We start from the raw sequence: 11,184 nt of genomic DNA, 5'->3' as shown, positions 1-11,184 counted from the left end.
CCCTCCAGACAAACTGGTGGGTACCCATCAGCGTGTCTACAGGGTACCCACTAACATGCCTGATGGGTACCCTCTACTTTTCCTGCAAGGCAGCCTCTGCATCCATCATCGCCTGCGCACCTGCGTTATTTGTTGTGTAGGAGCAGACCTGCGTGTCTGCCCCGTGTTGCCTGCCGTATAACCGGGGCGGACACATAGGTCCGCCCCTGCGGGTGACCATTGCATCACCGGCCCGTGCCGCTCATCCTAAAGAGCCGCCTGTGTTTTGTCAAGGAAAGACTGCGGGTTGCTTGTCAGCTTGAAGGGAATGAGGCAGCAAATGCCGCCCAAGCAAAGTGGACAGCACTTGTGCGTCAAACTGGCTAGTGCTTGTGAGTCAGGCTCACAAGCGTTTGTGACTCAAACTCACAAGTGCTTATGAGTCTGAGCCGCAAGCGCTTGCGAGTTTGGTCCTCGCCTGCGCGTCTGGGGTGTTGGCGGGAGAGAAAGGGCGGGTCAGGCCGTCCTCAGCAGCTGAGGATAATCCGCCCGCAGGAAGTTGTGCAGCAGGACTGCGCCTGCCTTGGTCATGATGGATTCGGGGTGGAACTGCACGCCCTCGACAGCCAGGGTTCTGTGGCGCAGGCCCATCAGCTCGCCCTGGTCTGTGCGGCAGGTGGCTTCGAGGCAGTCCGGCAGACTGCTTTCCTCAACCATCAGCGAGTGGTAGCGCATTCCCTCAAAGGGATTGTCCAAGCCATGAAACACGCCTCTGCCGTCATGGCGCATCGGGCTGGTCTTGCCGTGCATCACCCGCCCTGCCCTGATCACCTTGCCGCCGAAAGCCTCGCCGATGGCCTGATGGCCCAAGCACACGCCGAGGATGGGCACCCTGCCGCTGAAATGCTGTATCGCCGCAATGGAGATGCCTGCCTCCTTGGGCGTGCAGGGGCCGGGAGAGATGAGCAGGCGGTCGGGCCGCAGGGCCTCGATCTCCTCCACCGTGATCTTGTCGTTGCGGAAGACCCGTATCTCCGGCGGCTGCCAGCCTGGCGGAACGTCTGGCGATGCGGCGGCTAAGGTCTGGACAATGTTGAAGGTGAACGAGTCGTAGTTGTCGATGATGACGATCACGGCAGCAGCCCCTGCTCGGCAAGTTCTACAGCCCTGCGCAGAGCGCGGGCCTTGTTGACGGTTTCCTCGAATTCCTTCTCCGGCACGGAGTCGGCGACTATGCCTGCCCCGGCCTGAATCCAAAGCTGATTGCCCTGCATGACAAAGGTGCGGATGGCGATGCAGAAGTCCATGTTGCCGGAAAAGCCGAAATAACCGACCGCGCCCGCATAGGGGCCGCGCCGCTCCGGCTCCAGCTCGTCAATGATCTTCATGGCCTGTATCTTGGCCGCGCCGCTGACCGTGCCTGCCGGGAAGCAGGCAGCCAGCACGTCGAACTGGTCTTTGCCAGGAGCCAGCCGCCCGTGCACGCCAGAGACTATGTGCATGACATGGCTGTACTGCTCCACCACCATCAGATCGCGCACCTCAACCGTGCCGCGCTCCGCCACCCGGCCTGTGTCATTGCGGCCCAGATCCACCAGCATCAGATGCTCGGCCCGCTCCTTGGGATCAGCCAGCAGCTCCGCAGCTAACGCCTTGTCCTCCTCGGCAGTCGCGCCGCGCTTGCGGGTGCCGGCAATGGGGCGCAGCTCAATCTCCCCGTCCTCAAGGCGCACTAATATTTCCGGCGAGGAGCCGATCAGGCAGAGGTCGTCCAAGCGGAGATAAAAGAGGTACGGGCTGGGGTTGACGTGGCGGAGGGAGCGGTAGAGCAGGAAGGGATCAAGCGTGGTTGTTGTCCGAAACCGCTGCGAGAGCACCACTTGGATGATGTCGCCCGCAGCAATGTTCTCCTTGGCCCGCTCGACCATGTTGCAGAAGGCCTGCTCCTCCATGTTGGAGCGGAACTCGTGCGGCCCGCAGCTCGCAGCGGCGCAGCTTTCCAGCGGCTGCCGCAGCTTGGTGATGACCGCCTCAATTCGGGCGCAGCCGTCCACATACAAGGCTGCCGCGTCCTTGTTCTTGCCCGCTTCCGGCACGACATTGCAGACCACGGTCAGCTTCTGGCCGATTGAATCGTGAATCAGCACCAGACGCGGAACGATGAAGGAGGAGTCGGGAATATCTGACGGCGCGTGGCGGTCTGGGATATCCTCGATGAAGCGGATCATGTCATAGCCGAGGAAGCCCACCAAGCCGCCGTAGAAGCGCGGAAGACCCGGCGCGGTGCTGGCCTTGAAGGCGGCGAGCAGCTTGCGCAGCTCAGTCAGCGGACTGACTCCCTCGCGCTGCTCGGCAGCCTCGCCGCAGCGGGTCAGCGTGACCTGCCCGCCCTTGGACTGAAAGGTCAGCAGAGGATCAAGGCCGATGAAGGAATAGCGGCCCCACTTCTCGCCGCCTTCCATGGACTCAAAAAGAAAGGCGTGCCGCTCCTTGCCTGCGATCTTGGCAAAGATGGTCAGCGGGGTGTCGAGGTCGGCAATCACTGTGCGGTGCAGCGGCACCAGTCCGGCCTGCGCCAGCATTGCCGAGAAGGCTTCCTGATCAGGAGAATACATGGCTTCTGTCCTGCAAAAAAAGAAAAGCCACAGAAGCGGAACGCTTCCGTGGCCGACAGCCCTTCCTCAACCAGCCGGTTCAGGCGGCGGCCAGAGTCCGGTTGACCCGCTTGGTCAGCCGGGAAATCTTGCGGGCGGCGGTGTTCTTGTGGATGGTGCCCTTGCCTGCCGTCTTGTAAATGACGGACATGGCCTTTTTCAGCACTTCCTGCACCCCGTCTTGCGAACCACCTGCGGCCAGCGCATCATCGACGCGGCGGATTGCGGTATGAACCTTAGATTTGTTCATGCGGTTGCGCAGGCGGCGCACTTTGGACTGCCTGTCCCGTTTTGCTGCTGAAGCATGATTTGCCATGAAAGCTCCTTGCTGCTGTCCTGAAAAATTGAAGATTTTTTCTGAAAAGAAGAAAATATAGCTGACCTGCCTGCGCTTGTCAACCCTATTTGCAGCCGGAACGGCTCAAGGGACGGCTCCCTGCGGCGGCTGGGCGGCAGCCTCAAGGCTGCCATCATCCAGCGGCACGATTTTGTTGTCTTGTTTTTTTTCTCTCGCATCCAGCCATATCCGTTCCCAGAAACGGAGTTTCGGCGGCCTCTTCGTCGGATAAGAAAACACTGGCTCAATCACCGGAATCTCATCAACAGAGTGACGGGACTGTTCCATTGCCGACTTGGCAAACGAAGAGATTTCATTATTGAACGGTGATCCTGTAGGAACGACAGGGGCAACCTCTTGTATTGGCGCAGCAGGCTGGAGAGCAAAAATTTCATTCAACGCACTGCTGACAGTGTTTGCAGCCGCTGCTGTCGCCTGCCATCCGTTGTTTTCATCCTCATTCTGCGCTACAGCAGAGCTGCCGCTTTTGTTCAAGGTGAAATTCGCCCCTTCAAGGTCGGCTCCGGTCAAATCCGTCCCGCTCATATCCGCACCGCCCAGCCACGCGCCGCGCAAATTAGCGTGACGCAGATTAGCCCCGGCCAATGAGGCTTGGACCAGTTGCGCTCCGGCGAGGTTAGCACCGGATAAATCCGCTCCGAAAAGGTCAATCCGGTTCAGCACCACGCCGCGCAGATCACAGCGCGGGCAGGCGTTGGTGACCAAAAGCCTATTGAAATTTTTACGAATTTCAGGAATCGGCGAGCCAAGCAGCTCAGTGGCACAGCCCGCGCCGCAGCAGAGCAGAGCTAAACAAAGAACAATGGCGCAAACCCCATGTCGTTTCATGCCGCATTTTCCTCCCCGGAAATCCAGCTGACGGCGGCATTGCTTCTTACGCCTTGTTCAGGGCCAGACTAACTGTTTGTGAATCCAGCCCGTCAGCTGAGGATGAGAAACCTTGATCCAGTCGCCTTGCTGATCCAGCTTTTTGAGGATGACATCCCGCACCACCTTGCCGACCTGCGGCTGATCAGGGCCAGCACCGGAGCGGATATTGCCCCGCTCCGCTTTGACAATCACATATGGGGTGATGGAGACAAGAGACGCAGATACCCAGCCCTTGTCATTCTCATAATCGCTCACATTGATCCAGTCGCCTTTGCGCTCGATCACTTGGAGTGGATATCCGGCAGGCAGCTGGAAAAACACCTCAGAACTGGCATCAGGACCAGACCGGAGATTTACGCCGTCTTTGACAACGGACATAAACTCAGCCGCCGAAACCGCCGAAGCCGCCAGCAGCAGGGCACACAGCAGCAATCCTGCTCCCGCTGAAAAAGTCCGGTGCTTCATCACAACTCCTCCTTTTTTTCATTATACTGCATTGATTTGAGATACAAGAGAAATTCTTGATTACCACCGGCTCCGCAGACGGATGCTGCCGCAATTCCGGCGCAGACTAACCCCGCCGCTTCGGCGAACTGCTGGATTCCAGCCACCGCCTCCTTGCGGAGCTGCGGCTCGCGGACGATCCCTCCTGCGCCGACCTTGTCTTTCGGCAGCTCGAACTGGGGTTTGACTAAAGCCAGGATCTTAACAATGTTGCTGAAAAGCGGCAGCAGCGGGGGAAGCAGCAGCTGAAGAGAGATGAAGGAGGCATCTAGAACAGCGAAATTCAGCGATTCTGGGATCTGCTCTTTGCTCAGATAACGAGCGTTCGTGCGCTCCAGCACTGTCACCCGTCGGTCCTGCCGGAGCTTCCATGCCAGCAGGCCGTAGCCGACATCAACGCTGTAGACCCGCGCCGCGCCGTGTTGAAGCAGGCAGTCGGTGAAGCCGCCGGTGGAGCAGCCAATGTCAGCGCATATCCAGCCTGAGGGATCAATGCCCATATCGCGGAGACCTCCTGCCAGTTTTTCACCGCTGCGGCTGACATAGGCGGATTTTTTTCTAAGCTGGATGTCGCTGTCCTCCGCGACCGGCGTTCCGGCCTTGCAGTCCGCTCGTGTGTTTACCAATACACACCCTGCGCCGATCAGTGCCTGAGCCTCGCGTAGGTCGGCGGCCAGCCCCCGTTTCGTCAGAAGCAGATCAAGCCGTTTTTTTTCCGGCATCGGCCTACAGGTTCTCCTGCCGCTCCTGCGCAGCCTTGGCCTCACGGCTGTCGGGATATTCTTTAATCAGCTTGCCGTAAATGATCTTGGCTGTCTCTTTATCCGTCAGCTTTTCAAAGGCCATGCCTTGGCGGAGCAGCGCAGCGGAGCAATGCGGGTCACCAACGTAGTTGGAGATCACCTTCTGATATTCCAGAATGGCTAGGTCATATTCGCCTTGATTGAACAAGCATTCACCCATCAAGTATAGGGTTTTTGCGGCCTGCTTCCCATCCGGCTGACCGGCAAGATACTGCTCGAAGGCTTTGTACGCCTTTTTGTAGTCATTCTTCTTGAAAAATTCCATGCCTTGACTGTGCAGCCGGTCATCATCTGATGACACAGCCGGAGCGTCTTTGTCTTTTTCTTCGTATGCCTCAAATGGATCTTGTGATTCCGCTTTCGGTTGCGCCTTCTGCTTGCTGCCGTTGTCATCAGCTTCTGGCTTAGAAGGGTTTTCTCCTCCTTTGCGCACCTTCCTGCCGTTCGGATGCAGTGTGGTCAGCTCGGCGGCGGTGCTGCTACCGACCGCAACCTGAATGCCGCCATCAGCAGTGCTCAGGGCCTGCTCTGCCTTTTTTCTAGCCTCAGTGGCCTTCTCCGCCGCCTCCCTAGCTCTCTGCTCAGCCTCTCTGGCCCTCTGAGCCGCCTCCTGCACCTTGCTCTGGCTCGCCTGCTGGAGACCGCTGGTAAGCTGTTCTATTTTCAGCTGCATAGAGCGCACAAGCTCCTCATTGGACTTGCTCAGATGGCCGTTCTCGGTCTGCATTTGCTCAATCGCCGCATAGAGCGAGCTAATTTTATCCTCAGTTTCCGCTTTGTACCGATTGAAGCGTTCGATGTTCTCTTGGTTCACCTCGCGCAGCTGGCGTGCCTCTTCTGCCATGGCCTCCAGTCGGCTGGAGGCCATGGCCGCATCCTTTAGCTGCCGGTCCGAGGCACTGGATTCAACCTTTTTTATTTTTTCCGCCGTCTGGGACTCAACAGTTTGCATCTTCTGATTCACGGTACGCAGCTGATAGTTCAGCCGCCGCACCTCGTCTTGGCTGGCGCACTGGCAGAGCAGCAGAAGGGTGCAGCCCGCAGCCGCTATGTTCAATCTCTTCATGGACACCCCTGATGGTAAGAAGGAGACAAAGAAAAACAAACACGCTGCACTTAGCGGCGGCGCGGAGACCAGCGCGGATAGGACTGATTGCCTTTGAGCCGGAAAAGCGTCCGCTCGCCCTTGCCGTTGGCAAAAACGGCACATAGCTCCATATGCCCGTTTCGTTTTCGAGAGAAGACAATCTGCTTGCCGTCTGGAGACCACGACGGCGACTCATAATCACCGTAGCCTGATGTCAGACGAGTCGGAGAGCCGCCGCCTGCTGGAATGGCAAAGATGTGGTAACGGCCTGATGTCAGACTAGTGTACACGATCTGATCTCCTTTCGGCGACCACGACGGCTCAACGTTTTCCTGACCCTGCAAGGTGAGCAGGCGAGTTTTCCGACTACTCATGTCCATGACATAGATCTGCGGTTTTCCGCTGCGGTCAGAGACGAAGGCTATTGAACGCCCGTCCGGCGAAAAGGAGGCGGACACATTGATGCCTGCGCCTTCTGTGAGCCGCTCCAAAATTTTGCCCTGCATGTCCAAGCGGTAAAGATCTGGACTGCCGTCCTTGCTCAGGGTGACGATCATACTCCTGCCGTCCGGTGAAAAGGCCGGAGCAAGATTCATGCCTTCACGCCGGGAGATTGCCGTAGTCGTCTGATTTTGGCTCAGATCTGTGAGGTATAGATTCTGGTTGCCCCGGTGGTAAGAGGAGTAGGCGAGCAGGCTGCCGTCTGGAGAAAAACGCGGCGAAACGCAGAGATGGTTATGTTTAGTGATTTGACGCACCTTGCGGCCCAGCACGTCGGCGATGTATATTTCTTTTTGGCCTGACGCGTCGGAGACAAAAGCGATGGAAGTGCGACTGATGCCTGGCTCACCGGTGAAGTCCTCGACCAAAGCATCGGCCAAACGCAGGGCCAAGTCATCCTGCTGAATGATGGGCCCTCGGAACTGCCTGACCGGCAACCGTTTGTCCGCTGTAGCGTCCAGCAGTCTGCCCTCGACCTGCATCTGGCCTCCTTGCTCGAAATATGAACCTTCCACCACATAATCCGCACTGGCGGCGGCATCGGTGATCTGGACAAAGCCGTGAAATTCAAGCGCACTGGTGACCAGCCGGGCAATGTCTCTGCCTGCCTGCCCGCCTGTGAAAGACAGCACGGCGACGGTCAGTTTACGCACCCCAGAGCTGGAAATATCCAACTGAATACGTTCAGCGGTGGCTTGCAAACTACCAGCCAGCACGAGAAGCAGAGAAAGGACAGCACTGCGGAAAAAGGCGGATGCGGATTGACGGCGGTTCATTGTATCCATATGAAAAAAATTGAAATCAAAAAGTCAACCCTTGCGGGGTGAAGTTCAAGGCAAATTCCAGCTTGGAGTCGCTGATCAGCGCGGGGAAGTTGGGCAGCGGCTCCGCGCTGCGCAGGGACTTCATCACCGACTGGTCAAAGAAGGCATCCCCTGATTTCCGCTCAATCTTCATATCTTCGATTGTCCCGTTTCTGCGGACAATGAGGGCGACCACAGTTTTCAGGTTGCGGTTGGCGGCCACCAGCTCCGGCAGCTTCCAGTGCCCGCTGATCTTCGCGTTCAGCGCAGAGGCGTACTGATTCAGGGCAGCCGGATTGGTGTGGCCTGAACCAGTGCCGTTGCCCGATCCCCTGCCGCTTCCAGCTCCGCCACCAGCCGCTGCCGCGCTGACCGCAATATTTTCCCGCAAGGCGCGGACAAGCTGCTCTCTGGCCTTGACTGCCTCCAGCCGGGCCTGCTCCGCCTCCCGCTCAATGCTTTTGGCCTCGGCAAGGGCCTTCTGCCTCTCCTGCTCGGCCAGCTTTTTACGCGCTTCAGCGGCCTTGCGCTCCTTTTCCAACTTGGCGGCCCGCGCCTGTTCTTCTTTACGCTTAGCCTCAGCAGCCTGCGCCACCTCGTTGGCCCGTTTCTCCTCAGCCAGCTTCTGCTGGCGGGCAGCCTCGGCGGCCTTGAGCTCTTTCTCCAGCTTGGCAGCCTTGGCCTGGGCCAGCTCCTTCATCTCAGCCGCCTGCGCCGCCTCTCTGGCCTGCTGCTCTTTGACCTTGTCTTCAGTAGGTTTGACCAGAGCCTTTTCTTTGACTTTGACCGGATTCAGAGAGACAGCCTCCTTCGCTACCGGAGCAGGCTCCGGTTTGGGCGCAGGCACGGCAGCAGGTTCAGGCGCGGAAGGCTTCACCTCTTTTTTGACCGCTTGGGCCGGTTTGACCTCAACCGGCTCCTTGAGCGCAGGCGGCGGCTCAGGCTTGATTTCAGGTGCGGCCTCTTTCTGCACCGGCTCAGGCTTGATTTCCTTCGGCGGCTCAACGGCCTTCACCTCTTTTTTAGCCGCTTGGGCCGGTTTGACCTCAACCGGTTCCTTGAGCGCAGGCGGCGGCTCAGGCTTGACCTCCTTTGGCGGCGCAGCAGGTTTCATCACCACAGCTGTCTTCCGCATTTTCGGGGCGCGGATGTCGACCAGCGGCGCAGGCGGGGCCGCCTCAGGCAGCGGCTTGACAGCGGCTTCCGGCGCGGCAGGCATGCCCAGCTCCGCCATGCTGATCAGATTGACCGTGACAACATTCTCCGACTTGAAGCCGGTGCTGCGCTCAATATTCTGGAGAAAAACCGCTCCGCCGAAGATGGCGAGGTGCATGGCCACCGCAAGATTCAGCGGCAGTTGCCAGCCCGGCCCTTGCCGACATTCCAGAAATGCCTGCCATTCATCATACCGCGCTCCGCTCATTGCCTGCCGCCTCCCGCGCTGTTTTCATCAGATTCCTGCGTCACCATGCCCAGCTTCTCAAATCCGGCCTGCTTGATCAGGGCCATGACCTGCACCACCGCGCCGTAGGGCACATCCCGGTCCGCCTGCAAATAAATAGGCTCCTCCCGCTTCTCCGGCGGCAGACTCTCCAGCTCATGCCTGAGGGCGGCGGCGGACAGCGGCGCAGGATTTTTCTCCAAGAAGAGCTGGCCGTCGCTGTTGATCACCACTGAAAGCGGCTCCTCCTTCTGCTCCAAGGCCTCTCCTGTGGTTTTCGGCAGATTTATGTCAATGCCCTGCGTCATCATCGGCGCGGAAACCATGAAAATAATCAGCAGAACCAGCATGACATCCACCAGCGGAGTCACATTGATCTCCGCCGCCAGCCCTTTGCGGCTCTTGCCGCCGACAGACCCCATTCCCATCGCTTTTGAATGCTTGGTTGATGTTACTTTCTGGTCAGCATGTCGCGTTCAATCAGATTGAGAAAATCGAAAGAGAAATTTTCGATGTCTGATTGAAAGTCTGCCACCTTGTTAGCGTAGAAATTGTAGAAGATAACTGCGGGAATGGCCACGGCCAAGCCTGCTGCTGTCGCCACCAGTGCTTCGGAGATGCCGGGTGCGACCACGGCCAATGATGCGCTGCCCCGTGCGCCGATCTCCTGAAAGGAGACCAGAATGCCCCAGACCGTGCCGAAGAGGCCGATGAAGGGGGTCGCGCTGCCGGTGGTGGCGAGAAAGGCCAACGAACGCTCCAGTCGCTCAATTTCGATGAGCTGGGCCTTGCGCACCGCCCGTTTGAGGTTGTCCATCACCGCCAGCTTGGTCTGGAGTGTCTCCTGCTTTTCCGCAGGCTGCTGCCCCGCGCTGCGGGCCGCGCTGATTTTGCGCAGCTCGTTGAAACCGGAAACAAAGACTGCTGCCTCCGGACTGAGAGACGCAGCTTTGGCGGATTCGTAGGCGTTGTTCAAAGTTTTTGACTCCCAAAAATCGGAGAGAAAGTCTTCCGACGCTTTTCTGGAGCGGGAGAACAGAAGATGTTTGGCGATGATGATCCACCACGAGACCACCGAGAAAAACAGCAACGCAAGCATGACCAGCTTGACAACAAGGCCAGCATGAGCCAGCATGCTAAAAACAGAAAGATCCACGAAACCAGCTCCTGAACCGAACAACTTCTTTGATTTTTCATTTATATTCCGCCAGTCGGGTGCCTTGGCCAGATACTCCTGAGAAACAGACAAGCAAGGCGGAACGCTCCTGCCAGATTATAACGGCTTTTGGCGGTCATGTCGACCCACAACTGAATTGCTTCAGATGCGGTTTTCGTCAAGGCACAAAGGAGTTTTGACTTTGCATGACTGGGCGGAGATGTTATGCTTCCGGAAGTCCGCCTCTGCTGCGGCGCAGTGCCCGCGATCAATTTTTTTATGGCATGACGATGAAAATAACACGTGAAGAAGTGAAGAAAACCGCTATGCTGGCCCGGTTGGAGCTAAACGGCGAGGAAATCGGACGAATCACCGCGCAGCTGGATAATATCCTTAGTTATGTGGCGAAATTGGATGAGCTGGACACCTCCGGCGTTCCGGCTGAACCTCATTTCTTCGGAGAGGCCAACGCCTTTCGCGAGGACGAGGAGTGGCCTTCGCTGCTGCGGGAGGCGGCTTTGGCCAACGGTCCGCATCATAACGACGCAGCCTTTGTTGTGCCGCGAGTCATTGGCTAGACCTCTTGCATAAATTGAGCCAGTCAGTGCGCCCTGTGTGAATGAAAATCTTTTGCCCGGCCCATTTGCGGCTCAGGCAAGAGCGTTTGAAGAATATTATGGCTGGCTTGTCCGTCGCAACGGCCTGTTCACCGTTTGAATCGTCCCAAACTCAATTGAAATTGCCCTGATTCACACTTAAACCGTCCCGTTTTCGATTGAAATCGTCCCGATTCACACTTGAATCACTCCGGTTTCAATTGAAATTGCTCCGATTTAAATGTGAATCGTCCCGGTTTCAATTTGAATCAAGGCGATTTAAATTGAAATCGGCCTGATTTAAATCGAAAACGGCCCAATTTCAATTGGAATCGGGGCAATTTAAGTGTGAATCGCCTCGGTTTCAATGTGAATCGGGGCAATTTAAATGTGAATCGTCCTGATTCAAGTTTAAATCAGGACGGTTTAAAC

The 11,184-nt window shown here is 57.4% G+C and carries 12 protein-coding genes; 1 reads left to right on the top strand and 11 read right to left on the bottom strand.

What is annotated here, in order from left to right; all coding sequences use genetic code 11:
* Window positions 1-495: 495 nt before the first annotated feature.
* From ACNKID_RS06840 to tolQ, 11 genes are all read right to left on the bottom strand, one after another.
* On the bottom strand, window positions 496-1,113 hold the full coding sequence (locus tag ACNKID_RS06840; RefSeq protein ID WP_417912691.1) for an anthranilate synthase component II: 618 nt from the start codon (window positions 1,111-1,113) through the stop codon (window positions 496-498).
* Window positions 1,110-2,594 (bottom strand): anthranilate synthase component I, encoded by a 1,485-nt coding sequence (gene trpE / locus ACNKID_RS06835; RefSeq protein WP_417912690.1) that lies wholly within the window; start codon window positions 2,592-2,594, stop codon window positions 1,110-1,112. The genes ACNKID_RS06840 and trpE overlap by 4 nt, the downstream gene beginning before the upstream one ends.
* A 79-nt stretch (window positions 2,595-2,673) precedes the next feature.
* A complete protein-coding gene (gene rpsT / locus ACNKID_RS06830; RefSeq protein ID WP_417912689.1) occupies window positions 2,674-2,949 on the bottom strand; it encodes a 30S ribosomal protein S20 in 276 nt (91 codons plus the stop codon).
* A 105-nt stretch (window positions 2,950-3,054) separates the two neighbouring features.
* Window positions 3,055-3,819 (bottom strand): pentapeptide repeat-containing protein, encoded by a 765-nt coding sequence (locus tag ACNKID_RS06825; RefSeq protein WP_417912688.1) that lies wholly within the window; start codon window positions 3,817-3,819, stop codon window positions 3,055-3,057.
* Window positions 3,820-3,876: 57 nt separating this feature from the next.
* On the bottom strand, window positions 3,877-4,326 hold the full coding sequence (locus ACNKID_RS06820; RefSeq protein WP_417912687.1) for an SH3 domain-containing protein: 450 nt from the start codon (window positions 4,324-4,326) through the stop codon (window positions 3,877-3,879).
* On the bottom strand, window positions 4,326-5,087 hold the full coding sequence (locus ACNKID_RS06815) for a TlyA family RNA methyltransferase (protein ID WP_417912686.1): 762 nt from the start codon (window positions 5,085-5,087) through the stop codon (window positions 4,326-4,328). The genes ACNKID_RS06820 and ACNKID_RS06815 overlap by 1 nt, the downstream gene beginning before the upstream one ends.
* Before the next feature lie 4 nt (window positions 5,088-5,091).
* On the bottom strand, window positions 5,092-6,234 hold the full coding sequence (gene ybgF / locus ACNKID_RS06810) for a tol-pal system protein YbgF (RefSeq protein ID WP_417912685.1): 1,143 nt from the start codon (window positions 6,232-6,234) through the stop codon (window positions 5,092-5,094).
* Between the two features lie 50 nt (window positions 6,235-6,284).
* Window positions 6,285-7,532, bottom strand: coding sequence for a protein TolB (locus ACNKID_RS06805; protein ID WP_417912684.1), 1,248 nt, complete (start codon window positions 7,530-7,532; stop codon window positions 6,285-6,287).
* A 25-nt stretch (window positions 7,533-7,557) separates the two neighbouring features.
* Complete coding sequence (tolA, locus tag ACNKID_RS06800; protein ID WP_417912683.1) at window positions 7,558-8,982, bottom strand: cell envelope integrity protein TolA; 1,425 nt, start codon at window positions 8,980-8,982, stop codon at window positions 7,558-7,560.
* Window positions 8,979-9,428, bottom strand: a complete 450-nt coding sequence (gene tolR, locus ACNKID_RS06795) for a protein TolR (protein ID WP_417912682.1) — start codon at window positions 9,426-9,428, stop codon at window positions 8,979-8,981. Before tolR ends, tolA begins: the two co-directional genes overlap by 4 nt.
* 23 nt (window positions 9,429-9,451) lie before the next feature.
* Complete coding sequence (gene tolQ / locus ACNKID_RS06790; RefSeq protein ID WP_417912681.1) at window positions 9,452-10,156, bottom strand: protein TolQ; 705 nt, start codon at window positions 10,154-10,156, stop codon at window positions 9,452-9,454.
* Window positions 10,157-10,446: 290 nt separating this feature from the next.
* On the opposite strand from tolQ, the gene gatC reads away from it, so the two are divergent.
* Window positions 10,447-10,734, top strand: a complete 288-nt coding sequence (gene gatC, locus ACNKID_RS06785; protein WP_417912680.1) for an Asp-tRNA(Asn)/Glu-tRNA(Gln) amidotransferase subunit GatC — start codon at window positions 10,447-10,449, stop codon at window positions 10,732-10,734.
* Window positions 10,735-11,184 lie beyond the last annotated feature (450 nt).

This window comes from Candidatus Electronema sp. TJ, assembly GCF_048287355.1.
Lineage (GTDB): Bacteria > Desulfobacterota > Desulfobulbia > Desulfobulbales > Desulfobulbaceae > Electronema.
This window is presented reverse-complemented; position numbering and strand designations above follow the sequence as displayed.

What these genes read in the sequence shown, in the direction of transcription:
- tolA (WP_417912683.1), bottom strand. Translation starts at nt 8,982, where the DNA reads ATGAGCGGAGCGCGGTATGATGAATGGCAGGCATTTCTGGAATGTCGG.
- tolR (WP_417912682.1), bottom strand. Translation starts at nt 9,428, where the DNA reads ATGGGAATGGGGTCTGTCGGCGGCAAGAGCCGCAAAGGGCTGGCGGCG.
- trpE (WP_417912690.1), bottom strand. Translation starts at nt 2,594, where the DNA reads ATGTATTCTCCTGATCAGGAAGCCTTCTCGGCAATGCTGGCGCAGGCC.
- ACNKID_RS06820 (WP_417912687.1), bottom strand. Translation starts at nt 4,326, where the DNA reads ATGAAGCACCGGACTTTTTCAGCGGGAGCAGGATTGCTGCTGTGTGCC.
- ACNKID_RS06805 (WP_417912684.1), bottom strand. Translation starts at nt 7,532, where the DNA reads ATGAACCGCCGTCAATCCGCATCCGCCTTTTTCCGCAGTGCTGTCCTT.
- ybgF (WP_417912685.1), bottom strand. Translation starts at nt 6,234, where the DNA reads ATGAAGAGATTGAACATAGCGGCTGCGGGCTGCACCCTTCTGCTGCTC.
- ACNKID_RS06825 (WP_417912688.1), bottom strand. Translation starts at nt 3,819, where the DNA reads ATGAAACGACATGGGGTTTGCGCCATTGTTCTTTGTTTAGCTCTGCTC.
- ACNKID_RS06815 (WP_417912686.1), bottom strand. Translation starts at nt 5,087, where the DNA reads ATGCCGGAAAAAAAACGGCTTGATCTGCTTCTGACGAAACGGGGGCTG.
- rpsT (WP_417912689.1), bottom strand. Translation starts at nt 2,949, where the DNA reads ATGGCAAATCATGCTTCAGCAGCAAAACGGGACAGGCAGTCCAAAGTG.
- gatC (WP_417912680.1), top strand. Translation starts at nt 10,447, where the DNA reads ATGAAAATAACACGTGAAGAAGTGAAGAAAACCGCTATGCTGGCCCGG.